General features: G+C 71.2%; 21 protein-coding genes, 1 tRNA gene and 1 other RNA gene. 18 read left to right on the plus strand and 5 right to left on the minus strand.

Annotated features, from left to right (window positions below; genetic code table 11):
• The first annotated feature begins 26 nt into the window (after positions 1 to 26).
• The 14 genes from murC (at position 27) to P8S73_RS00315 (ending at position 15,760) form a co-directional block, all read left to right on the plus strand.
• Positions 27 to 1,436, plus strand: a complete 1,410-nt coding sequence (gene murC, locus P8S73_RS00250; protein WP_039100809.1) for a UDP-N-acetylmuramate--L-alanine ligase — start codon at positions 27 to 29, stop codon at positions 1,434 to 1,436.
• Positions 1,433 to 2,578: a cell division protein FtsQ/DivIB gene (locus P8S73_RS00255; protein ID WP_039100810.1), complete on the plus strand. Its 1,146-nt coding sequence runs from the start codon at positions 1,433 to 1,435 to the stop codon at positions 2,576 to 2,578. The genes murC and P8S73_RS00255 overlap by 4 nt, the downstream gene beginning before the upstream one ends.
• Before the next feature lie 243 nt (positions 2,579 to 2,821).
• Positions 2,822 to 4,066, plus strand: coding sequence for a cell division protein FtsZ (gene ftsZ, locus P8S73_RS00260; RefSeq protein WP_039100811.1), 1,245 nt, complete (start codon positions 2,822 to 2,824; stop codon positions 4,064 to 4,066).
• Positions 4,067 to 4,237: 171 nt separating this feature from the next.
• Complete coding sequence (locus tag P8S73_RS00265) at positions 4,238 to 4,972, plus strand: polyphenol oxidase family protein (RefSeq protein WP_121240582.1); 735 nt, start codon at positions 4,238 to 4,240, stop codon at positions 4,970 to 4,972.
• Positions 4,969 to 5,823: a YggS family pyridoxal phosphate enzyme gene (locus P8S73_RS00270; RefSeq protein WP_039100813.1), complete on the plus strand. Its 855-nt coding sequence runs from the start codon at positions 4,969 to 4,971 to the stop codon at positions 5,821 to 5,823. The genes P8S73_RS00265 and P8S73_RS00270 overlap by 4 nt, the downstream gene beginning before the upstream one ends.
• A 65-nt stretch (positions 5,824 to 5,888) precedes the next feature.
• Positions 5,889 to 6,410 (plus strand): cell division protein SepF, encoded by a 522-nt coding sequence (locus P8S73_RS00275; RefSeq protein ID WP_039100814.1) that lies wholly within the window; start codon positions 5,889 to 5,891, stop codon positions 6,408 to 6,410.
• 3 nt (positions 6,411 to 6,413) lie between these two features.
• Positions 6,414 to 6,710, plus strand: coding sequence for a YggT family protein (locus tag P8S73_RS00280; protein ID WP_019310730.1), 297 nt, complete (start codon positions 6,414 to 6,416; stop codon positions 6,708 to 6,710).
• A gap of 115 nt (positions 6,711 to 6,825) precedes the next feature.
• Complete coding sequence (locus tag P8S73_RS00285) at positions 6,826 to 7,584, plus strand: DivIVA domain-containing protein (protein ID WP_039100815.1); 759 nt, start codon at positions 6,826 to 6,828, stop codon at positions 7,582 to 7,584.
• A gap of 18 nt (positions 7,585 to 7,602) precedes the next feature.
• Positions 7,603 to 8,124 carry a signal peptidase II gene (gene lspA, locus P8S73_RS00290; RefSeq protein ID WP_249493868.1) on the plus strand — a complete coding sequence of 174 codons (522 nt, stop codon included), beginning with the start codon at positions 7,603 to 7,605 and terminating at the stop codon, positions 8,122 to 8,124.
• The gene (locus P8S73_RS00295) at positions 8,114 to 9,091 is read left to right on the plus strand and encodes an RluA family pseudouridine synthase (protein ID WP_019310727.1); all 978 of its coding nucleotides are present in this window, start codon (positions 8,114 to 8,116) and stop codon (positions 9,089 to 9,091) included. Before lspA ends, P8S73_RS00295 begins: the two co-directional genes overlap by 11 nt.
• A 116-nt stretch (positions 9,092 to 9,207) precedes the next feature.
• The gene (dnaE, locus tag P8S73_RS00300; RefSeq protein WP_052239218.1) at positions 9,208 to 12,702 is read left to right on the plus strand and encodes a DNA polymerase III subunit alpha; all 3,495 of its coding nucleotides are present in this window, start codon (positions 9,208 to 9,210) and stop codon (positions 12,700 to 12,702) included.
• A 110-nt stretch (positions 12,703 to 12,812) separates the two neighbouring features.
• A complete protein-coding gene (gene hisD / locus P8S73_RS00305) occupies positions 12,813 to 14,342 on the plus strand; it encodes a histidinol dehydrogenase (protein WP_039100819.1) in 1,530 nt (509 codons plus the stop codon).
• A gap of 3 nt (positions 14,343 to 14,345) precedes the next feature.
• Positions 14,346 to 15,011 carry a transcriptional regulator NrdR gene (gene nrdR / locus P8S73_RS00310; RefSeq protein ID WP_019310724.1) on the plus strand — a complete coding sequence of 222 codons (666 nt, stop codon included), beginning with the start codon at positions 14,346 to 14,348 and terminating at the stop codon, positions 15,009 to 15,011.
• Positions 15,012 to 15,118: 107 nt separating this feature from the next.
• Complete coding sequence (locus P8S73_RS00315) at positions 15,119 to 15,760, plus strand: N-acetyltransferase (protein WP_039100820.1); 642 nt, start codon at positions 15,119 to 15,121, stop codon at positions 15,758 to 15,760.
• A gap of 62 nt (positions 15,761 to 15,822) precedes the next feature.
• On the opposite strand, the gene P8S73_RS00320 is transcribed toward P8S73_RS00315, so the two are convergent.
• Together P8S73_RS00320 and P8S73_RS00325 are read right to left on the minus strand one after the other, a co-directional pair.
• Positions 15,823 to 16,287 (minus strand): hypothetical protein, encoded by a 465-nt coding sequence (locus tag P8S73_RS00320; protein ID WP_039100821.1) that lies wholly within the window; start codon positions 16,285 to 16,287, stop codon positions 15,823 to 15,825.
• A 424-nt stretch (positions 16,288 to 16,711) separates the two neighbouring features.
• A tRNA-Val gene (locus P8S73_RS00325) sits at positions 16,712 to 16,787 on the minus strand.
• Positions 16,788 to 17,168: 381 nt separating this feature from the next.
• Here P8S73_RS00325 and gndA point away from each other — a divergent pair.
• Positions 17,169 to 18,626, plus strand: coding sequence for an NADP-dependent phosphogluconate dehydrogenase (gene gndA, locus P8S73_RS00330; protein ID WP_124109605.1), 1,458 nt, complete (start codon positions 17,169 to 17,171; stop codon positions 18,624 to 18,626).
• A gap of 109 nt (positions 18,627 to 18,735) precedes the next feature.
• Here gndA and epsC read toward each other — a convergent pair whose 3' ends face one another.
• The 3 genes from epsC to msrA all read right to left on the minus strand — a co-directional run bounded on the left by epsC (position 18,736) and on the right by msrA (position 21,022).
• Positions 18,736 to 19,320, minus strand: coding sequence for a serine O-acetyltransferase EpsC (gene epsC / locus P8S73_RS00335; RefSeq protein WP_047979416.1), 585 nt, complete (start codon positions 19,318 to 19,320; stop codon positions 18,736 to 18,738).
• A 111-nt stretch (positions 19,321 to 19,431) separates the two neighbouring features.
• Complete coding sequence (cysK, locus tag P8S73_RS00340; RefSeq protein ID WP_019310719.1) at positions 19,432 to 20,367, minus strand: cysteine synthase A; 936 nt, start codon at positions 20,365 to 20,367, stop codon at positions 19,432 to 19,434.
• A 115-nt stretch (positions 20,368 to 20,482) separates the two neighbouring features.
• Complete coding sequence (gene msrA / locus P8S73_RS00345) at positions 20,483 to 21,022, minus strand: peptide-methionine (S)-S-oxide reductase MsrA (RefSeq protein WP_035885325.1); 540 nt, start codon at positions 21,020 to 21,022, stop codon at positions 20,483 to 20,485.
• A gap of 71 nt (positions 21,023 to 21,093) precedes the next feature.
• Between msrA and P8S73_RS00350 the strand changes: the two genes are divergently transcribed.
• The 3 genes from P8S73_RS00350 (at position 21,094) to rnpB (ending at position 23,363) form a co-directional block, all read left to right on the plus strand.
• Positions 21,094 to 21,978 carry a Nif3-like dinuclear metal center hexameric protein gene (locus P8S73_RS00350; RefSeq protein WP_019310718.1) on the plus strand — a complete coding sequence of 295 codons (885 nt, stop codon included), beginning with the start codon at positions 21,094 to 21,096 and terminating at the stop codon, positions 21,976 to 21,978.
• A 162-nt stretch (positions 21,979 to 22,140) separates the two neighbouring features.
• Complete coding sequence (locus P8S73_RS00355; RefSeq protein ID WP_124109606.1) at positions 22,141 to 22,866, plus strand: zinc ribbon domain-containing protein; 726 nt, start codon at positions 22,141 to 22,143, stop codon at positions 22,864 to 22,866.
• 118 nt (positions 22,867 to 22,984) lie between these two features.
• Positions 22,985 to 23,363: RNase P RNA component class A (gene rnpB / locus P8S73_RS00360), an RNA gene on the plus strand.
• The last annotated feature ends 5 nt before the right edge of the window (positions 23,364 to 23,368 follow it).

A 23,368-nucleotide genomic window follows, 5' to 3' on the forward strand; every position in this document is an offset into this window, starting at 1 on the left:
CTTCCCACCGCCCACAGGAGAACACCGTGAACAGCCAGCAACCGCTCGATCCCCGCGACCTGGGCCGCGTGCACTTCATCGGCATGGGCGGCGCGGGAATGTCCGCCGTGGCACGGCTGCTGCTGGCCCGGGACGTGGCCGTGAGCGGCTCCGACGCCAAGGACTCCCCGGGGCTGCGGGAGCTCGAGTCGCTCGGCGCACACGTGTTCGTGGGCCAGGACGCGCAGAACGTGGCGGCAGCGGACACGGTGGTGGTCTCCACCGCCATCAAGGACGAGAACCCCGAACTGGCCGCTGCCCGCGAGTCCGGCCTGCGGGTGCTGCACCGGTCCCAGGCGCTCGCGGCCGCCATGCACGGGCGCCACGTGATCGCCGTGGCGGGCACGCACGGCAAGACCACCACGAGCTCCATGACGGCGGTGGCCCTGCGCGCGGCGGGGCTCGACCCCTCGTGGGCCATCGGCGCCCACGTGGCCGATCTGGGGGCGAACGCCGGATTCGGCGCAGGGGAGTGGTTCGTCGCGGAGGCCGACGAGTCGGACGGCTCCTTCCTGGCCTACCACCCGCGGATCGCGGTGGTGACCAACGTGGAGGCGGACCACCTGGACCACTACGGCAGCCAGGAGGAATTCTTCCGCGCGTTCGACGACTTCTCGGCGACCATCCGCGACGGCGGCATCCTGGTGGCGTGCGCGGACGACCCCGGGGCCGCGAACCTCGCCGAGCGGCGTCGTGCGGCGGGGCACACCGTGGTGACGTACGGTGCGGCGGCCACGGCGGACGTCGTGTTCTCCGAGCCCGTCCCGCGCGGCACCGGCTCCACGTGCCAGCTCACGTTCACCGTGGCCGGTGAGCGCCGCAGCGAGGAGCTCATGCTCGCCGTGCCCGGCGCGCACAACGTGGCCGACGCCGCCGCAGCCTTCGCCGCGGGCCTCGCCGCGGGCGCGGACGCGGACCGGCTGCTCGCCGGGCTCGCGGACTTCCACGGCTCCGCCCGGCGCTTCGACCTGAAGGGAGAGGTGGGATCCGTGCGCGTGTTCGACGACTACGCCCACCACCCCACGGAAGTTCTCGCGGCCCTCGGTGCGGCTCGGGACGTGGCCCAGGACCACCGCGTGCTCGCGATCTTCCAGCCCCACCTGTACTCGAGGACCCGCGAGTTCGCCGAGCCGTTCTGCCGTGCCCTGGAACAGGCGGACCTCGCGTGCGTGACCGACGTGTTCGGTGCCCGCGAGCAGCCGGAGCCCGGGATCACGGGCGCCACGATCGTGGAGCACACGAGCACCGACCGGGTGGTCTCGACCCCGGGTGCCGACGAGGCGATCGCCGCGGTGGTGGCGAGCGCGCAACCCGGTGACGTGGTCATGACGATCGGCGCCGGGGACGTCACGGCTCTCGGTCCGCGGGTGCTCGAGGCCCTGGAACACCGCCGATGACGCGCTCCGTTCCGCCGCACCAGCCCTCCTTCGACGGCTGCGCCGGGGCATCCGGCGACGGGGACACGCCGGTTTCCCCGCGGGACGCCGTGCGCGCCCCGGGGACCGGTTCGACCGCGGTCGGCAGCCACCCGCGCCCCGCGTCCGCGGGACGCTCCGGGGACGGCACCGGCACTGCGGGGAGCGCCGGGCACGACGCCGCCCGCGGCACGTCCGCGGGTACCGGGACGAACGAGCAGGACGAGCTCCCCCTCGTCCGGGTCAACGACGAGTCCAAGGTGACCCGCGTGGACACCGGTCAGCTCGAGGCCGTGCCCGAGGCCGGCGGCCGCTTCTCCTCGTGGCGCGCCAGGCGTCGGGCGGCCCGGGAGGAGGGTGCCGGTCAGATCGGGGACGCCCCCGGAACTGAGGAGGACCCGGACGGCACCACGGTGGTCCGCCTGCCCCGCAGCGCGCACCAGCGGCGTCGGCGCCGACGACTGGTCACGCTGCTCGTCTCCCTGCTGGCGCTGATCGCGCTGGTTCTCGTGGTGTTCTTCTCGCCCCTCTTCGCCACCCGCACGATCGACGTGCAGGGCGCGACGCTCACCGATCCGCAGAAGGTCGAGGAGGCGCTGTCCGGGTTCCAGGGTGTCCCCATGACCCGGATCTCCAAGCAGGACGTCAAGGACTCCGTGGGCGACGTCCCCCAGGTCAAGTCCGTGGACGTGGCGTTCCAGCCCCCGCACACCATCTCCGTGCAGCTGCACGAGCGCGTGGGGGTTGCTGCGGTCGAAGACGGCTCCTCGGTGGTGCTCGTGGACTCCGAGGGCAAGCCGCTGAGCTCCGTCCCGGCCGAGCGCCGCCCCGACGTCCCCCTCGTGGCCGGGGGCACCAAGGTGCTGAGCACGCCGCAGTTCCAGGCGATCTCGGAGGTGCTGGCCACGCTCCCCGCGGACGTCCTCGCCCGTCTGGAGAGCGCCTCGGCCCCGTCCGGGTCCACGGTGGAACTGAGCATGAAGGACGGTCCCACGGTGGTGTGGGGGGATGCGCGCGACAGCGACGTGAAGGCCCAGGTGGTGGCCACCCTCATGAACTCCGAGGCGGCCTCGAGATCCGCCGTGGTGGACGTCTCCGCGCCGCTGCACCCCGTGGTGAAGTGAGTTTCGCCTGCAGTTTCTGGAGTTGGCAGTGAGACTTTAAACCTGAGGGTGACCAGGACAAATGTGGCGCATCCCCGTGACACGTGGGAGCATGATAGGGACAGAGCCTTCGGGGTTGTTATCCTGATCTGCAATGGAATGGCGTTCCCCCGGGAGCGGTCACTTCCCCAGAGTTTCACGTAAGTCTTGAGACTTTCCCCGTCAGCTCTCCCATCCCCGCAAGCCCACGCGAGTTAGGTGCACATGGACTCCTCAACCCCCCAGAACTACTTGGCTGTCATCAAGGTGGTCGGCATCGGCGGCGGCGGCGTGAACGCCGTCAACCGCATGATCGAGGAAGGTCTGCGCGGCGTCGAGTTCATTGCCATCAACACGGACGCCCAGGCCCTGCTGATGTCGGACGCGGACGTCAAGCTCGACGTCGGCCGCGAACTGACCCGCGGCCTCGGCGCCGGCGCCAACCCGGACGTGGGCCGCCAGGCCGCCGAGGACCACGAGGAGGAGATCCAGGAGGTGCTCAAGGGCGCCGACATGGTCTTCGTGACCGCGGGCGAGGGCGGCGGCACCGGCACCGGCGGAGCTCCTGTCGTGGCGCGCATCGCGCGCTCCCTGGGTGCCCTGACCATCGGCGTGGTCACCCGCCCGTTCACCTTCGAGGGTCGTCGCCGCTCCAACCAGGCGGAGAACGGCATCGAGACCCTGCGGGACGAGGTGGACACGCTCATCGTGATCCCCAACGACCGTCTGCTCTCCATCTCGGACCGCAACGTGTCCATGCTGGACGCCTTCAAGTCCGCGGACCAGGTGCTGCTGTCGGGTGTCTCGGGCATCACCGACCTGATCACCACCCCCGGCCTGATCAACCTGGACTTCGCGGACGTGAAGTCCGTGATGCAGGGCGCCGGTTCCGCGCTCATGGGCATCGGCTCCGCCCAGGGCGAGGACCGCGCCGTGAAGGCCGCCGAGCTGGCGATCGCGTCCCCGCTGCTCGAGGCCTCGATCGACGGCGCGCACGGTGTGCTGCTGTCCATCCAGGGTGGTTCGGACCTCGGCCTGTTCGAGATCAACGAGGCTGCCCGTCTGGTCCAGGAGGTCGCCCACCCCGAGGCGAACATCATCTTCGGCGCCGTGATCGACGACGCCCTGGGCGACCAGGCGCGCGTCACCGTGATCGCCGCCGGCTTCGACTCCGTCTCCCAGGAGACCAACGCCAACAACTCCTCGCCGGCCCAGCGCCAGGCGGAGAGCACCCGGGCCACCTTCGGCGGCGACGCCTCCCGGCCCTCCGGCCTGGGCCGTTCGCCCCAGCGCGGCGGTTCGTCCTACGGGGCACCGGCGGTCGGTCTGGGCTCGCGCCAGGGCCAGGACGACGACATCCCGGACGACGCCGGGTTCGACGTGGACCTGCCGGCGGAGTCCGACGCCCCCTCGTCCTCGAACTCCACGAGCCGCAAGGACTCCCTGGACTTCCCGGACTTCCTGAAGTGATGCCGCGGGTGCCAGGCACCCGCGGATGACCGGGGACCGGTCCGCGCGGCCGGCGGCTCGTGCCGCGGTGGGCAGGTCCGGACCGGTCCGGTGAACGGGGTGACCACCCACGGGTGGTCACCCCGTTCACGTTCCCGCACACCATCCCAGAGCGATTCCGAGGAGGACGCCGTGTGGTACCAGTCAGAGCAGCACGGGGTGGGCGTGGCCTTCACCGACGTGGTCGAGGGCAATCTCGCGGCCCACACGGGTGACGACGTCGCGCGGGTGGCCCAGCGGCGTCGTGCCCTGGAAACCGCGCTGGGGTGCGAGCCCGTGCGCTACGTGCGACAGGTGCACGGCACCGTGGTCGCGGACGTGACGGGCACTGCCGCCCCCGTCCGCGCCCCCGAGGCGGACGCGTCCGTGAGCGCGGACGGCACACCCCTGGGGATCCTCACCGCAGACTGCCTCCCGGTGGTCCTCGTGGGCACCCGCTTCCGCGCGGAGCCCGGCGACGTTCCCGTGCTCGCGGTGGCGCACGCGGGGCGGAAGGGACTGCTGGACGGTGTCCTGCAGGCCACGGTCGAGGCCGCGCGGGCGCACGGTGCCGAGCAGCTCACCGCGTGGATCGGTCCGGCCGTGTGCGGCCGCTGCTACGAGGTGCCGGGGGAGATGGCGCGCTCGGCCGAACGAATCCTGCCCGGCATCACCACGACCACCGTGCGGGGCACGCCCGGGCTCGACCTGCCCGGGGCGGCCCGGTCCCTGCTCGAGGCGCGCGGCGTCCGTGTGGATCCCGCGTGCGCGGACCGGCGGGCATGGTGCACCCTCGAGCACGACCAGCTGTACTCGTACCGCCGGGACGCGACTCCCGGACGCCTCGCCGGCCTCGTGTGGCCGCGCACCAGGAAGGAGCCCGCATGAGTCACGAACCCACGACCGGAGAGGCGGCGACTGCGTCGCCCGGCGTCACCGAGGGCGGTGACGCGCACCGCACCGCGGAGCTCGCCCAGCGTGTGGCGTCGGTGCGCCAGCGGATCCTGTCCGCCGCGCAGGATCGCGACGAGCAGCACGACCACGGTGGCGAGCTGCCGTCGCTCGTGGTGGTCACCAAGTTCTTCCCCGCCGAGGACGTCCTGAGGCTGCGCGAGCTGGGAGTTCGGGCGGTGGGGGAGAACAAGGACCAGGAGGCCGGGCCGAAGGCCGCCAGGGTGGCCGAGGTGCTGGGCCACCGCGAGCCGCCCGTGACGCCGCCGGTGTGGCACTTCGTGGGGCAGCTGCAGTCGAACAAGGCCAAGCGCGTGGTCCGCTACGCGTCCTGGGTCCACTCGGTGGACCGGCCGTCGCTGGTCACGGCCCTGGGCAAGGCGGTACGCCACCACAGGGAGGCCGTACTCGCGGAGGAGGTCACCCCGGGGCCGTGCGCGGAGCACGACCTCACGTGCCTGCTCCAGGTGGATCTTGATCCCGAGGTCTCCCGGGACGGCGCCCGCGGGGGAGCCCATCCGGATGCCCTGCCCGCGCTGGCCGATGCCGTGGCGGTGACGGAGGGGCTCGCGCTCGGCGGCGTGATGGCCGTGGCGCCCCGGGACGGGGATCCCTCAGAAGCCTTCGAGAGACTGTGGGAGATCTCCCAGCTGCTGCAGCGCGAGCACCCACAGGCCCGGGCCGTCTCCGCGGGCATGAGCGGGGACCTCGAGGCCGCGGTGCTCGCGGGGGCCACGCACGTGCGCATCGGATCGGATGTTCTCGGGCCCCGGCCCGCGGTGCGGTAGCGTTGTGACGGACGACCTGCGGGCCGATGCACGTCGCCCCCCGCCGAAGAATTCGAGGAGACAATATGGCCGGAGCGCTGCGTCGCACCATGGTGTATCTCGGGCTGGCCGAGACCGACGACGAGTACATCTCCGATGACACCCCCCGCCCCCGGGACACCCCCCAGAGCACCGGTGGCTCCACCCTGGCCGTGAGCGAGAACGGCAGCACCTCCGTGGCACGCCGTTCCCCCGAGTACAGGGCCCCGGTGACCCCCATCAAGCGGGCACCCAGTTCCCGAGAGGACGAGAACGAATTGCGCACCATCACCACCGTGCACCCCCGGTCCTACAACGACGCCAAGTCCATCGGGGAGGCGTTCCGGGACGGGACCCCCGTGATCATGAACGTCTCCGACATGGGCGAGGCCGAGGCCAAGCGCCTGGTGGACTTCGCCGCGGGGCTCGTCTTCGCTCTGCACGGCTCCATCGAGCGCGTCACCGCCAAGGTGTTCCTGCTGACCCCCTCCTTCGTGGAGGTCCGGGACCAGGGCCACAGCGACGACCTCGACGAGGAGCCCGCGTCCCTCGAACAGGTCGAGGGCTGATCCGTGCACCTCGCGCTGTCGATCATCTACCTGGTGGTCCACGTCCTGTACATCGCCCTGCTCGGGCGTCTCGTGCTGGACTGGGTCCAGATGTTCGCGCGCGGCTGGCGGCCCAAGGGCCTGGCGCTGGTGGCGGCATCCACGATCTACTCGCTCACCGACCCGCCCATGAACGCGCTGCGCAGGCTGGTCCCGCCCCTGCGGTTCGGCGGGGTGGCCCTGGATCTCGGGTTCCTGATCCTGGTCTTCGTGCTCAGCATCCTGCAGTCGATCGTGGCGGGACTGCTGCTGCGCGCGTGATAGTCGTCGGCCCCGGGTGCGCAGTTGTATCCTGGGCCGGAAATCCCTCCACCCCCGGAGCGCCGAGAAGCGCCCCGGCACGGGTGGTTCCAGTTCGAGACGAGGAGACAGACCCATGGCTCTGACAGCCGAAGACGTCATCAACAAGCGGTTCCAGCCCACCAAGTTCCGTGAGGGCTACGACCAGGACGAGGTGGACGACTTCCTCGACGAGGTCGTGGTGGAGCTGCGCCGCCTGCACCAGGAGAACGACACCCTGCGCAAGCAGGTGGAGACCCTCGGCGGCCGCCCCGAGGACGCGCCCGCCGAGACCCCCGTGTCCGAGCAGGGGACCGGCGCCGGCCAGGCCACCACGGTGGCCGCGGCCACGAGCCGTGACTCCCGCGAGGAGACCGTGTCCGAGCCCGTGGCAGCGGCTCCGGCCGAGACCACCACTCCCGCCGAGCCGAAGACCACCGGAACCGGCACGAGCGGCACCGACTCCGCGCCGTCGGCCACTGCGGCCCGCCCGGTGGCCGAGGGGACGGCCTCCACCGACTCCACGCAGTCCGCGGCCGCCGTGCTCGCCATGGCGCAGAAGCTGCACGACGACTACGTCTCCCAGGGCCAGTCCGAGCGTGAGCGCCTGATCACCGAGGGCCGCACCCAGGCGGACCACCTCGTGGCCGAGGGCAAGCGCACCAAGGAGGAGACCCTCTCCGCTCTCGAGGCCGAGAAGGTGGACCTGGAGGCGGCCGTGGCCGAGCTGCGCACCTTCGAGTCCGACTACCGCGGCAACCTCAAGAGCTTCCTGAACACTCAGCTGAAGGACCTCGACAACACCGGTTCGCTCGCGCCCTCGCAGGCGTCCGGCACCAAGCGCACCGCCAAGTAAGCGCCTGTGACGGATCACATGCCCGGTGCAGCGGCGGCCCAGGTTCCCCAGCGGACCGGCCGCCGCTGCGTCGTCGTGGCGCTGGCCGTGGCCGCCACGGTCTGGGCCGTGGACCAGCTGGTGAAGCTGTGGGTGGTCAGCAGCCTGGTGCCCGGGGTGGAGTATCCCGTGATCCCGGGGCTGCTGTGGTGGGAGCACATCCGCAACAGCGGAGGCGCCTTCTCCCTGGGCTCGGAGTTCACGTGGATCTTCACCGTGGTGATGGCCGTGGTGTCCGTGGGCATCCTCTGGGCCCTGCGCCGCGTGCGTGACCCGTGGTGGGCCGTGGGCCTGGGCCTCGTGCTCGGGGGCACCCTGGGCAACCTCACGGACCGGCTGTTCCGTGAGCCCGGTTTCGGCGTGGGCCACGTGGTGGACTTCATCGCCGTGCCGCACTTCGCGATCTTCAACATCGCGGACTGCGGCGTGACCGTGGGGATCGGCATCATCATGGTGCTGATCCTCAAGGACCGTGACATGGCGGCGCCCCGTGGTGGCTGAGCGCACGCGCCCCACGGGTTCGGAGCCCGAGTTCGACGACGCCCGGTTCACGGTCTCGCAGGAGCAGGACGGGCTGCGGCTCGACGCCGCCGTGGCCGCCTGGACGGGTCTGTCCCGTTCTGCAGCGGCCCAGCTGTGCGGCGAGGACCGGGTGGGGTTCCGGGGCAGACCGGTGGGCAAGTCGCACCGCGTGGCCTCGTCCGAGACGTACACGGTGCAGGTCCCGGTGCCCGAGGATCCCCACCGGATCGCCCCGCAGCACGTCCCGGACCTGCGCGTGGTGCACTCGGAGGCCTCGTACGTGGTGATCGACAAGCCCGCCGGTGTGGCGGCCCACCCGTCTCCCGGGTGGAAGGGACCCACGGTGGTCGGCGCCCTGGCCGGAGCGGGGATCTCCGTGGCCACCTCCGGCGCTCCCGAGCGCCAGGGAATCGTGCACCGGCTGGACGTGGGGACGTCCGGTCTCATGGTCGTGGCCCGTGACGAGAGCGCCTACTCCCAGCTCAAGCGGGCGTTCAAGGAGCGCACCGTGACCAAGGTGTACCACGCCGTGGTGCAGGGCATCCCGGACCCGCTGAAGGGCACCATCGACGCTCCCATCGGACGCCACCCCGGCCACGAGTGGCGCTTCGCCGTGCTGGAGGACGGGCGGAACTCGGTGACCCACTACGAGGTGCTCGAGGCGTTCGGGCGGGCGTCCCTCGTGGAGGTGCACCTGGAGACCGGGCGCACCCACCAGATCCGCGTGCACTTCAGCGCGCTGCAGCACCCGTGCTGCGGGGACCTCACCTACGGCGCGGACCCCGCTCTCTCCGCGGGTCTGGGCCTGACCCGGCAGTGGCTGCACGCCAAGCGCCTGGGTTTCACCAGCCCCGCCACCGGTCAGTACGTGGAGTACGAGAGCCCGTACCCCACGGACCTCGCCTACGCGGTGGAGACGCTGCGCGACGGCGGTCCGCAGCTGTGACGGATCTCCGCCACCGGGCGGGCGGGGACGTCCGGGCCGCGGCCTAGAATGGTCGGGTGACTTCGGCGACCGGCAAAAAAGGCTTCACCCATCTCCACGTGCACACCGAGTACTCCATGCTGGACGGTGCCGCGCGCCTGAACGACCTCTTCGAGGAGTGCCACCGGCTGGGCATGGACTCGCTGGCCACCACGGATCACGGGTTCGTGTTCGGAGCGTTCGACTTCTGGAACAAGGCGCGCGCGGCCGGCATCAAGCCGATCATCGGCGTGGAGGCCTACCTCACGCCGGGCACGGCCCGCCAGGACCGCACCCGCGTCAAGTTCGCGGACGGCGGGCGCGACGACGTCTCGGGCGCCGGCGCCTACACCCACATGACCCTGCTGGCGCAGTCCAGTGAGGGCATGCAGAACCTCTTCCGCGCATCCACCAAGGCGTCCCTGGAGGGCCAGCTGTACAAGCCCCGCATGGACCGGGAGCTGCTCAACCAGTACGGCAAGGGGCTCATCGCCACCACGGGCTGCCCGTCCGGCGAGGTGCAGACCAGGCTGCGGCTGGGCCAGTACGACGAGGCCGTGAAGGCCGCCGCAGAGTTCCGCGACATCTTCGGCGCAGAGAACTTCTACTGCGAACTGATGGACCACGGGCTGGGCATCGAGAAGCGCGTGACCCAGGACCTGCTGCGCCTGGCCAAGGACCTCAGCCTGCCGCTCGTGGCCACCAACGACCTGCACTACACGCACGCGGAGGACGCCAAGTCCCACGCGGCGCTGCTGTGCGTGCAGTCCGGCTCCACGCTGCAGGACCCCAAGCGCTTCAAGTTCGACGCGGACGAGTTCTACCTCAAGTCCCCCGAGCAGATGCGCGAGCTGTTCCGGGACTTCCCGGAGGCGTGCGACAACACCCTGGAGATCGCCGAGCGCTGCGAGGTGGAGTTCGACACCTCCGCCAACTACATGCCGCGCTTCCCCACGCCCGAGGGGGAGGACGAGACCTCGTGGTTCATCAAGGAGGTCGAGAAGGGGCTGCACTACCGCTTCCCGGGCGGGATCCCGGACGACGTCCGTGAGCAGGCCGAGTACGAGAAGAAGATCATCATCCAGATGGGCTTCCCCGGCTACTTCCTGGTGGTCGCGGACTTCATCAACTGGTCCAAGGACAACGGCATCCGCGTGGGTCCCGGCCGTGGTTCCGGTGCCGGTTCCATGGTGGCGTACGCCATGCGCATCACCGAGCTGAACCCGCTCGCGCACGGGCTGATCTTCGAGCGCTTCCTCAACCCGGACCGCGTGTCCATGCCCGACTTCGACGTGGACTTCGACGACCGCCGCCGCTCCGAGGTGATCCACTACGTCACGGAGAAGTACGGCGACGAGCGCGTGGCCATGATCGTCACGTACGGCACCATCAAGGCCAAGCAGGCGCTCAAGGACTCCTCGCGCGTGCTCGGCTACCCGTTCTCCATGGGGGAGCGGCTCACCAAGGCCATGCCGCCGGACGTCATGGGCAAGGGCATCTCCCTGCAGGACGTCTACGACAAGGACGCCAAGCGCTACGACGAGGCCGGTGAGCTGCGCGAGGTCCTCGAGGACGACCCCGAGTCCATGAAGGTCTTCGAGACCGCCCAGGGCTTGGAAGGGCTCAAGCGCCAGTGGGGTGTGCACGCCGCGGGCGTGATCATGTCCTCGGACCCGCTGATCGACATCATCCCGCTCATGCGCCGCGAGCAGGACGGGCAGGTGATCACCCAGTTCGACTACCCCACGTGCGAGGGCCTGGGGCTGATCAAGATGGACTTCCTGGGGCTGCGCAACCTCACGATCATCTCCGACGCGCTGGAGAACATCACGCTGAACCGGGACGGCTTCGTGCTGGACCTGGAGCACCTGCCCATCGACGACCCCGGCTCCTACGAGCTGCTGGCCCGCGGGGACACCCTGGGCGTGTTCCAGCTGGACGGCGGGCCCATGCGCCAGCTGCTCAAGCTCATGCGCCCCGACAACTTCGAGGACATCTCCGCGACCATCGCCCTCTACCGGCCGGGTCCCATGGGTGCGAACTCCCACACCAACTACGCGCTGCGCAAGAACGGCGCGCAGGAGATCACCCCGATCCACCCCGAGCTCGCGGAGCCGCTCGAGGAGATCCTGGGCACCACCTACGGCCTGATCGTGTACCAGGAGCAGGTGATGGCGATCGCCCAGAAGGTCGCGGGCTACTCGCTCGGCCAGGCGGACATCCTGCGCCGAGCCATGGGCAAGAAGAAGAAGGCGGAGCTGGACAAGCAGTACCAGGGCTTCCACCAGGGCATGGTGGACCGCGGCTACTCCGAGGCCGCGATCAAGGCGCTGTGGGACATCCTGCTGCCGTTCTCGGACTACGCGTTCAACAAGGCGCACTCCGCGGCCTACGGGCTGGTCTCGTACTGGACCGCGTACCTCAAGGCGCACTACCCGGCCGAGTACATGGCGGCTCTGCTCACCTCTGTGGGCGACGACAAGGACAAGCTGGCCATGTACCTCACCGAGTGCCGTCACATGGGCATCACGGTGCTGCCGCCGGACGTGAACGAGTCGGAGCTGAACTTCACCCCCGTGGGCACCGACATCCGCTTCGGCATGGGCGCGGTGCGCAACGTGGGCGCCAACGTGGTGCAGGCCATGGTGGACGCCCGCAACGAGCAGGGGAAGTTCACGTCCTTCAACGACTTCCTGGCAAAGGTCCCGGCGGTGGTGTGCAACAAGCGGACCATCGAGTCCATGGTCAAGGCCGGTGCGTTCGACCAGCTCGGGCACACGCGCCGCGGCCTGGTGATGTGCCACGAGCAGGCGGTCGAGGACGTGGTGGCGCAGAAGAAGAAGGAGGACAACGGCGAGTTCACGTTCGACATCTTCTCGATGGGCGGCTCCGAGGACGAGGACCAGGAGACGTTCTCCGTGGAGGTCCCGGACGTCCCCGAGTGGGAGCGCAAGGACCTGCTCGCCTTCGAGCGCGAGATGCTGGGCCTCTACGTCTCGGACCACCCGCTGCGCGGTCTCGACGACGCCCTGGGCCAGTACACGGACACGGCGATCGCCCCGCTGCTCACCGAGGAGAACACCCGACCCGACGGCGCCGTGGTCACCATCGGCGGCATGATCACCTCCCTGTCCCGCAGGATCGCTAAGTCCTCCGGCAACGCCTACGCCCGCGTGGAGCTCGAGGACCGCTCGGGCTCGATCGAGGTCATGTTCTTCGGCAAGGCGTACGCGCCGATCGCGGGCGTGCTCGCGGAGGACCTGATCTGCGTGATCAAGGGTCGGATGCAGCGCCGTGACGACGGCTCGATCACCATCTCCGCGCAGGAGCTCACGGTGCCCGAGCTGAGCGTGGACGGCTCCTCCGGGCCGGTGTGCGTGGCCCTTCCCGAGCACCGCGCCACGGAGGCCACGATCCGCCAGATCGGGGAAGTGCTGCGCAACCACAAGGGGGACTCCGAGGTGCGGATCCACCTGGGCACCCGGCGCAGCATCCAGGTGATGCGGCTGGGCCCGGAGTACCGGGTGAACCCGTCACCCGCCCTGTTCGGGGACCTCAAGGTGCTGCTCGGCCCCGCCTGCCTGGAGGCCTGAGCGCCCCGGCGTCCTCCGCGCTCGCGGTGGCGTCGCATCCGCGTCACCTCCATGGACAACCGTGCGCGGGCGTCCCGGGCGGCTTTGACGCGCGATTGTAGACTGGCACGGTGAACGCGCAACCCCACACCACCCCGTCCTCCGGCCCCGCTGGCACCCACCTGAGGGTCGTCGACCTGCGCGGAAGGCATCTGGGCTGGGACGAGCTGCGCCGGGTGGTGCCGCGCCAGGCGGCGTCGTCCGTCTCCGCGGCCGAGGACGCCGTCCGGGGGATCATCGAGGACGTCCGAACGCGCGGGGCGGACGCGCTGCGCGAGCTGGCCCACCGGTTCGACGGTGTGGAGCAGGATCGCATCCGCGTGGCCCCCGAGCAGATCGCGCGGGCCGTGGCGGAGCTGGACCCGGCTGTGCGACGTGCCCTGGAGACCGCCATCGCGCGGACCCGGGCGTTCGCCGAGGCGCAGCGGCCGCGGGACGTGGAGGTGGAGGTGGCGCCCGGGGCGGTGCTGCGCCACCGCTGGACCGCGGTGCGCCGCGCGGGCCTCTACATCCCCGGGGGACTGGCCGTGTACCCCTCTTCCGTGGTGATGAACGTGGTGCCGGCTCAGGCCGCGGGCGTGGAGTCCGTGGTGCTGTGCTCGCCACCGCAGAAGGAGTTCGGCGGGCTGCCGCACCCCGTGGTCCTGGGGGCGGCCGGGCTGCTCGGCGTGGACGAGGTGTGGGCCGTGGGCGGCGCGCAGTCCCTCGCGGCCATGGCACTGGGCGTCACGGACGGCCAGGACGTCCTGGAACCCGTGAACACCCTCACCGGCCCCGGCAACATCTTCGTGGCCACGGCCAAGCGCCAGCTGCGTTCTTTGGTGGGAGTGGATGCTGAGGCCGGCACCACCGAGATCGCCGTGCTCGCGGACGACTCCGCAGATCCCCGGTTCGTGGCCGCGGACCTGATCTCCCAGGCGGAGCACGATCCTGCGGCCGGGTCGGTGCTCATCACCGACTCCCCGGACCTGGCCCGGGCCGTGGAGCGGGAGCTGTCCGCGCAGGTGCCGGAGGCACGGCACTGCGAGCGGATCACCACGGCACTGGGTGGTCCGCAGTCCGGGGTGGTGCTCACGGACGGGCTCGAGCAGTCGATCGCCGTGGCGGACGCCTACGCCGCGGAGCACCTGGAGATCCACACCCGGGACGCCCGCGAGGTGGCCGCGCGGGTCCGCAACGCCGGGGCGATCTTCGTGGGCCCGTACAGTCCCGTGCCGCTGGGGGACTACGCCGCCGGCTCCAACCACGTGCTGCCCACGGGCGGCACCGCGGTGTTCGCGTCCGGGCTTCAGGCCGCCTCCTTCATGAAGGCCGTGCAGGTGGTCGAGTACACGCGTGAGGCGCTCGCCGAGCTGGAGGGGGACATCGTGGCCCTGTCCGGCAGTGAGGACCTGCCCGCGCACGGCCGCGCCGTGGCCCTCCGCTCGGAGGACCACGTCGCCGCGGGTGCCCACGGGGCAGACGGGTCCGCAGCCGCCACCAGCGCCACCCCGCGCCCCACCCCCGGGGCGGAGGACGACCCCGCGTCCCGTGCGGGCGACGCCGCCCGCGTCCCGGACGCGCCCGGCACCGGATCCCCCGACACCCACGGGAAAGGCTGAGCCGTGCATTGTCCGTTCTGCCGCCACAACGACTCCAAGGTCGTGGACTCCCGCACGTCGGACGACGGCACGTCCATCCGACGGCGCCGCCGCTGCACCGAGTGCGGCCGTCGCTTCTCCACGCTCGAGACCACGTCGATCTCCGTGATCAAGCGCTCCGGGGTCACCGAGCCGTTCGACCGGCAGAAGATCGTCAACGGCGTGCGCAAGGCGTGCCAGGGGCGGCCCGTGAGCGAGGACGACCTCGCGATGCTCGCGCAGGAGGTCGAGGAGTCCATCCGGGCGTCCGGCAGCGCGGAGGTGGAGGCGCACGACGTGGGCCTCGCGATCCTTCCGCCGCTGCGCCGCCTGGACGTGGTGGCCTACCTCCGGTTCGCCTCGGTGTACCAGGCGTTCGAGGACCTGGAGGACTTCGAGCGCGCGATCGACGTACTGCGGGACCAGCAGGCCGAGCTTGCGGGACAGCAGACGCTCGTCCCGCCGGCAGCGCGCTCCGCCGCGGCACCCGCCGCACGACGTCGCGCCGCGCGCCGCGACGCACCGGGCGCCGAGCCGGAGCCCGCGCAGAGCCCGGGGAGCACCGACGAGGACCACGAGGAGAAGCCGGCCCCGCGGCGTCGTCGGGCGAAGAAGTCCGCGGACACGGTCACCCAGCCGCGGCTGCTGTAGGCACGCCACCGGCCATGGTGGGCGCGCGCCGGTTCCGCCGCAGGTCAGACCGGGGACGCAGGCGCGGAGGGTGCTGTCCGTGATGCATCAACTGTTAGCCTGAACGTGTGACGCAGAACCACCATCGCTCCGTCCATCCCGCACCGCAGCTCGAGATCGTCCCCGCGTCCCGCGCGGACACCGAGCCGGTCGCTGCGGTGCTCGCCGAGGCGTTCGCCACCGATCCCCACGTGGTCGGACTGCTGCCCCACGGCGATGTGCTCGAGGCCCTCACCCTGCTGTGGCGACGCGTCGTGCGGGAGGCGTTCGCGGTGGGCGGTCACGTCTACCTGGCGGTGCCGCCGGGGGAGGACCAGCCGCTCGGTGCGGCGCTCTGGGCCGCCCCGGGCACTCAGGTCTCCTTGTACCGGATGCTCCCCGGTGTGGCGACCTACGCCCGGGTCTTCCGCACCCGTTTCCCGGACGCACTCGCGACCGAGTACCTCACGCAGCGCGCGCAGCCGACGTCCCCCCACTGGTACCTCAAGGCGCTGGCCACGGTGCCGCCCGCCCAGGGCACCGGGGTGGGATCCCGCCTGCTCGAGGACCGCCTCCTGGAGATCGACCGGCAGCACGCCGGAGCCTACCTGGAGGCTTCCACCACCGGCCTGGTTCCGTACTACGAACGATTCGGCTTCCGCTCGCGCGGTCCCATTGCCTGCCGCGGAACAGTGCCCGCCATCGGGATGTGGCGTCCACCCGCCGACTGACCCGGGGCGTCACCGGATCGACCGTGGCCCCGCACCGGTCGCGCGCGCCGGCACGGGCGGCGTCAGCCGGCAGGCGTGGCGGGTGGATGTTGTGGACGCCGCCGGGGGACCGTACCCAACTCGACCATCGCCGCGATCAGCGCGGCCAGTGCGCCGATCCAGGCACCGTGGAAGGTGACCAGGGAGACCTCGTCCGCCGTGCGCTGCGTGAGACCCCACCGTTCCAGGGGACTGGGAACCGTGGTTCCGCGGGGGTCTACAACATCCCCCAGTGCCAGTCCGAGGAGGATCTGCATCAGCCAGTGGAACAGCAGGAAGCCCGTGCTCCACGCCCCAGCGGCGTAGGGCATCACCAGGCAGGCGCGCGCCGTCACGAGAATGGCCAGCACCGCGCCCGCGATCCACGCGATGGGCAGGCCGACGACGAGGTGGATGACCGCGTGGAGTCCCTCGAGCCCGAAGCCCACCCGCAGGTTGAAGAGCAGTGGCGGGAGCCCCAGGACCACGGGCCACACGAGCCACGCCACGAGCCGCTCCAGTACGGACGCTGGGCTGGCACGCCTCCTCGAGGGGCGCCCCGGTCGGTAGGGGGCCACCCGGGCGCGCGACGGGCCGCTCACGAGACCGCTCCCGCACAGGGACGAGAGGCGACGCCGCACGGGCACCCGGCCGGTGGCACGGTCGCCCGGGGCGTGCTCGCGGCGGCCCTTCTTCCCCGCGCCGGCTCGCCGCTCCCGCCCGCGCAGCACCGTGTCCATCCCGGGCCGCTCTGCCCGCCCATGATCCCCGTGAGTGTGTTCACGCGCCCACGCTAGACACGCGGGGAAACCACCGAGAAGGGGTGCGGGCCCGTCTGTGGACAGAGCCACGGCTGCGGACTCCCGTGCACCACGGGTCGGGGACCCGGAGATGCGCACGCCCCGCCCGTGCGAGGACGGGCGGGGCGTGCGCTGGTGGGCCCTGCCGGGATCGAACCGACGACATCTACGGTGTAAACGTAGCGCTCTACCAGCTGAGCTAAAGGCCCGGGATCGGGTGGGCACGACTGGAGCAGCTGCCAGCACCCGATTGGGAGTCAGCCTACCGTTCGGTCGGGTCCCCGCCCAGGACGGGTGGGGTGAGCTTGCACACGTGCCGCTCATACGGAGCTATCCGGTTTGACACGAGCGCGTTACCTGGCGTTAAGATGATGGGGCAGTACGCGGGAGACCGCAGCTGTTCACCAGGGGACGCTGGTGCGCTTGATCGCCTTCGGGCGTGACAGATACGGCGGTTCGATTCCGTCGGTCTCCACCGCGAGGGGAACCCCGGAGCCACACGGCTCCGGGGTTTTTCGCATTGCGTGCCCACCCACCCGCGCCATGCACGGGTCTGCGCGCTGTCGGTCCGGGTGCGTAGGCTAGGAACCATGGCTGCAGAAAAGAAAGCTGATATCGGTGTCACCGGCCTTGCCGTGATGGGCGCCAACCTTGCCCGCAACTTCGCGCACCACGGCTACACCGTGGCGCTGCACAACCGCTCGTCCGCCAAGACGGATGCGCTGATCGAGGAGCACGGCTCCGAGGGCGACTTCATCCGCACGGAGACCATGCAGGAGCTCGTGGACTCCCTCGAGCGCCCGCGCCGCGTGCTGGTCATGGTCAAGGCGGGTGCGCCTGTGGACTCCGTGATCGAGCAGCTCACCCCGCTGCTGGACGAGGGCGACATCATCATCGACGGCGGCAACTCCTACTTCCAGGACACTCGCCGCCGTGAGCGCGAGTGCGCGCAGAACGGGCTGCACTTCGTGGGCGTCGGCGTCTCCGGTGGCGAGGAGGGCGCCCTCAACGGCCCCTCCATCATGCCGGGTGGCTCCGAGGAGTCGTACAGCACACTGGGGCCCATGCTCGAGGACATCTCCGCCAAGGCCGACGACGGTGCTCCCTGCTGCGCGTGGATCAGCACGGACGGCGCCGGGCACTTCGTCAAGATGGTGCACAACGGCATCGAGTACGCGGATATGCAGGTGATCGGCGAGGCCCACGAGCTGCTGCGCTCGGTGGCCGGGCTCGAGCCCGCCGAGCAGGCGGACGTGTTCGACGAGTGGAACACCACCGAACTGTCCTCCTACCTGATCGAGATCACGTCGCAGGTGCTGCGCCAGGTGGACCCGAAGACCGGCAAGCCGTTCATCGACATCGTCGCGGATGCCGCGGGCCAGAAGGGCACCGGGCGCTGGACCGTGCAGGAGGCCCTGGAGCTCGGCTCCCCGGTCACCGCGATCGCCGAGTCCGTGTTCGCCCGCGCGCTGTCCTCCTCCGAACCCGCCATGCGCAAGGAGGCCCAGGAGGTGCTGCCCGCGGGCATCGGTGACACCACCGAGGACGTGGTGAAGGACCCGGAGTTCGTGGACGACGTCCGCAAGGCGCTCTACGCGTCCAAGCTGGTTTCCTACGCCCAGGGCCTGGACATGCTCACCATGGCCGGACGCGAGTACGGCTGGAACCTGGACCTCGCCTCGATCGCGAGCCTGTGGCGCAACGGCTGCATCATCCGCGCCGAGCTGCTGAACGTGATCATGGCCGCCTACGAGGGGGACAAGGCCCCGCTGAACCTGCTGTTCGCGCCGGAGTTCGTGCAGTCCATCGAGGACGCCCTGCCGGCCTGGCGCCGCGTGGTGGCACGCGCCGTCGAGCGCGGCATTCCCGCGCCGGTGTTCTCGTCCGCGCTCGCGTACTACGACGCCCTGCGCCGCCCGCGCCTGAACGCGGCACTGACCCAGGGGCTGCGCGACTACTTCGGGGCGCACACGTACAAGCGCGTTGACGACCCGGACTCCAGCTTCCACGTGCTGTGGAGCGGGGACCGCTCCGAGGTCGTCTCCTGAGGCGGTCGCGCGGCGTCGTCGTGGGACGCAGCGCATGAGAACGGGCCGGGTTCCCCGCGGGGAACCCGGCCCGTTGCGCATTCCTGGAGCCAGGTGCAGTGCCGCCGCGTCAGATCCACATGGCGGGGTCCACGTACGCGGCGGGGTCCACGAGAGGGGCCTTCTTCTCGGGCGTGCGGGGGCGGACCTTGCCGGGGATGCCGGTGACGATCGAGTCCGCGGGGACGTCCTTGACCACCACGGCGTTGGCGCCCACGGCAGAGTCGCGCCCCACCGTGATGGGCCCCAGCACCTTGGCACCCGCACCGATGGTGACCCGGTCCTCCACCGTGGGGTGGCGTTTCACGGGCGCCAAGGACCGCCCGCCCAGGGTCACACCGTGGTAGAGCATCACGTCGTCACCGATCTCAGCGGTCTCGCCGATCACCACGCCCATGCCGTGGTCGATGAAGAAACGCCGACCGATCGTGGCGCCGGGGTGGATCTCCACGCCCGTGGCGAAGCGCGCCAGCTGGGACACGGTGCGCGCCAGCAGCCGACGGTCGGGGTTCTGCCACAGTCGGTGGGACAGCCGGTGCGCCCAGATGGCGTGGAGCCCCGAGTAGTTCAGGACGATCTCCACGCTGGAGCGGGCCGCCGGATCGTGCGTGCGGGCGGTCTCGAGATCCTCGTGCAGTCTGCGCCAGAAACCCACGCGTGCTACCCCCTGGTGTGGAACGGGGCGGGCACCGGTGAACCGGTGCCCGCCGATGTGCAACGGATGCTCGGGGCGGGTGTCCCGCGCCCCGGGCGGTCTGACCGGGGCTCAGCCCCGGATGTCCTCGTACAGGATGGTGGAGACGTAGCGCTCGCCGTAGTCGCACACCACGGCCACGATCAGCTTGTCCCGGTTCTCCTCCTTGGCGGCCTCCTGCAGCGCGGCCCAGATGATCGCGCCCGTGGAGATCCCGCCCAGGATGCCCTCCTTGCTGCCGAGCTCCCGGGCGTAATGGACCGAGTCCTCCACGGTGACGTCGTAGACGTCGTCGTAGATCTCGCGGTCCAGCACGTCCGGCACGAAGTTGGCGCCCAGCCCCTGGATCTTGTGGGGGCCGGCCTTGCCCTCGGTGAGCAGCGGGGAGTCGGAGGGCTCCACGGCGACGAGCCGGACCTCCGGCTTCTGCTCCTTGAGGTACTTGCCGGCACCGGAGATGGTGCCGCCCGTGCCGATGCCGGCGACGAAGACGTCCACGGCGCCGTCGGTGTCGTTCCAGATCTCGGGTCCGGTGGTCTCGTAGTGGATCTGCGGGTTGGCGGGATTCGCGAACTGGCTGGCCAGGACGGCGTTCTCGGTGGTGTCCACGATCTCCTGGGCCTTGTCCACGGCGCCGCGCATGCCGTCCGCGCCCGGGGTGAGCACGATCTCCGCGCCGTAGGCGCGCAGCATGACCCGACGCTCGGTGGACATGGTCTCGGGCATGGTGAGGATGACCTTGTAGCCGCGGGCGGCACCCACCATGGCCAGGGCGATGCCCGTGTTGCCGGAGGTGCCCTCCACGATGGTCCCGCCGGGCTTGAGCTGCCCGGACGCCTCGGCGGCGTCCACGATGGCCTTGCCGATCCGGTCCTTCACGGAGTTGGCGGGGTTGTAGAACTCGAGCTTGACCGCCACGTTGCCGGGGAGGTCCTTGTCCAGCTGGTTGAGGCGCACCAGGGGGGTGCCCCCCACGATCTCCGTGACGTCGTTGTAGATCTTGCCCATCACTTGTCTCCTTGTCCTGTGGTGTCGCAGTTCTGCGGTATCGCACTCGCGGCACGGCGGTGCCGGGCGAGTGCCCGGAATCCGTGTCAGCGTAGCCCCGGGTTCCAGCGGTCTCTCAGTCCGTGAGCCACGCGGCGTAATGTTGGCGAACCTTCGCGAGCTTGGGGTTGATGATCACCTGGCAGTAGCCGTTGAACGGCTGGTTGCCGTAGAAGTCCTGGTGGAAGTCCTCGGCCTCGTGCAGCGGGCCCAGTGGCTCCACCGTGGTGACCACGGGGTCGTCGAACAGCTCCTGGGCGCGCACGATGGCGGCCTCGAAGAGGCGGCGCTGCTCCTCGTCCGCCGGGAACACGGCTGAGCGGTACTGCGTGCCCACGTCGTAGCCCTGGCGGTTCAGGGTGGTGGGGTCGTGACCCGTGAAGAACAGGTCCAGGATCACGTCCGCGGGCACCACGTCCGGGTCGAACACGACCTCCACGGCCTCGGCGTGGCCGGTGGTTCCGGAGCACACCGATTCGTAGTCCGGGTGCGGGGTGTGCCCGCCCGTGTACACGCTGCGCACGCTCTGCACTCCGCGCACCCTGCGGTACACGGCGTCCAGGCACCAGAAGCAGCCACCGGCCAGCACGAACGTCTGCGGCGTCGATGAAGTCATGCCCAGTACAACGCGTGGCGCGCCAGAAGATTCCCCGCCCGTGGCGGAGGCCGCGCTCCTAGGATGGGGCCATGAGCACCGATCAGCCGTCATCCGATCCGCACCCCACGGTCCAGGACGTCGTCGCCGCGGCGGACGCACTGTGGCCCTTCCGGCTCCAGGAGGACTGGGACGCGTCCGGTCTGGTGCTCGGGCGCCCCGAGGCCCCGGTTCGGCGCATCCACCTGGCCGTCGATCCCGTGGCCGGCGTGGTCCGGGAGGCCGTGGATGCAGGAGCCGACCTGCTGCTCACCCACCACCCCCTGCTGCTGCGCGGCGTCACGTCCGTGGCCGCGGACGGCTTCAAGGGTCGCGTGGTCCACGACCTCGTGGAGAACCGCTGCGCCCTGCTGTGCTGCCACACCAGCGCGGACTCGGCCCGCCGCGGCGTCTCGGACGCCCTGATCGCGGCGTGCGGTGTCGGGCCCGACGACGCCGCTCCGCTCGTTCCGCACTTCTCCGACCCCCGCACGGGGCTGGGCCGTGTGGGAACCCTGGACGAGCCGGTGACCCTGCGGGAGCTCGCCGAACGGCTGGCGCGGCGCATCCCGCCCACGGTGCAGGGACTCCGGGTGGCGGGTGACCCGGACCGGCGCGTGAGCACGGTGGCGGTGTGCGGCGGCTCGGGGGACTCCCTCTTCGACGTCGTGCGCAGCCACGGCGCGGACGTCTACGTGACCGCGGACCTGCGCCACCACCCGGCGTCGGAGGCCAGGGAGCGCGCCCTCGGGCCGGGGGAGCACGGCACCCCCGCGCTGGTGGACGCCGCGCACTCCGCGAGCGAGGCCCTGTGGCTCCCGTGGGCCGCCGAGGACCTGCAGCGCGCGCTGACTGCCCGCGGCTTCGCGGTGGAGATCCACGTGAGCACGCTGCGCACCGACCCGTGGGATCTCACGGTGGCCACCCCGCCGCAGTGAGACGCCACGGGCGGGGTGGCCCACCGGAGGCATCCGGGCTCCCGCCGCGCACCAGCCACCCGTGAACCGCGCGGTGGCACCGCCCGGAGCCCCCGCCCCGCCCACCACCCGCCCCGCGGCACGACCGTCCCGGCAGCCGCACCCGGACCCCAGGAGAAGCTCATGACCTCGTCCCGCTCCGCACTGCCCGCTCTGCTCGACCTCCAGTCGGTGGACTCCCAGATCCTGACCACGCTGAACCGGGCCAAGGCCCTGCAGAGCTCGGAGACCGTGGCCGGGCTCATGCGGCGCCGGTCGCAGGCCATCGCGGCGGCCCAGGAGCTGGACGCCACCCAGCGCCGGGCCCAGGACGCGGTGGAGAGCGCCGAGGCCGCGGTGTCCGCGATCCAGGCCAAGATCGACCGGGACACGCAGCGCCTCAACGCGGGAGGCACCTCCAAGGACCTCATGGGCATCCAGCACCAGATCGACACGCTCACGGCCCAGCGCGCAGCCGCGGAGGAGGCGCAGCTCGCCGCGATGGACCACGCGGAGGAGGTCGCGGCGGACCGCGAGCGCAAGCTGCCCCTGCTGCGCGCGGCGGATTCCGAGGCCCGCGCGGCGGTGGCGGAGCGGGACGCGGAGCTCGCCGCCCTGAAGGAGCAGCACGCCGCGCTGGGGGAGCAGCGTTCCCGGCTGGCCGCGGCCACGGACGCGGGCCTGCTCGCCCGTTACGACGCGCTGCGGACCGCGCGCGGGGGCGGCCGGATCGCCGTCGCCCGCTGGGAGCACGGGACGTGCGGTGCATGCGGCACCCGCTTGAGCCCCGCGGACGCCGCCGCGCTGGAGGCCACGCCGGAGTCCATGATTCCGCAGTGCCCCGAGTGCTCGGCCATGCTCGTGCTCTGACGCGTGGGTCGGCCCACGCCCGGGCCCCGGGGCGGCGTGAGCGGATCGCATGCTCCGGCCGCGTCCGCCGGTCGGGGAACGGCGGGGCGGCCTTCTCGCGCGGTAGGATCGGGGCGGACAGGTGGGCCGGGCGACCGCGCGGCGTCGTCGTTCGCGACGGCGTCTCGAGGAAAGTCCGGGCTCCGCAGAGCAGGACGGTGGGTAACACCCACTCGGGGAAACCCGCAGGACAGTGCCACAGAAAACAGACCGCCCGCCACGTGCGGGTCAGGGTGAAAAGGTGGTGTAAGAGACCACCAGCGCGCCGGGTGACCGGTGCGGCTCGGTAAACCCCGTCCGGAGCAAGGCCATGCAGGGCGCGTTCGAGGGCTGCTCGCCCGAGCGTCCGGGTAGGCTGCTTGAGCCGTGCGGCAACGCACGGCCTAGATGGATGGTCGTCACCGCGGTGCGGGCAACCGGCCGCGGCACAGAACCCGGCTCACAGGCCCACCTGTCCACCTAC

The organism is Kocuria sp. ChxB (genome assembly GCF_044359605.1).
In the GTDB taxonomy this organism is placed as follows: Bacteria; Actinomycetota; Actinomycetes; order Actinomycetales; family Micrococcaceae; genus Kocuria; species Kocuria rhizophila.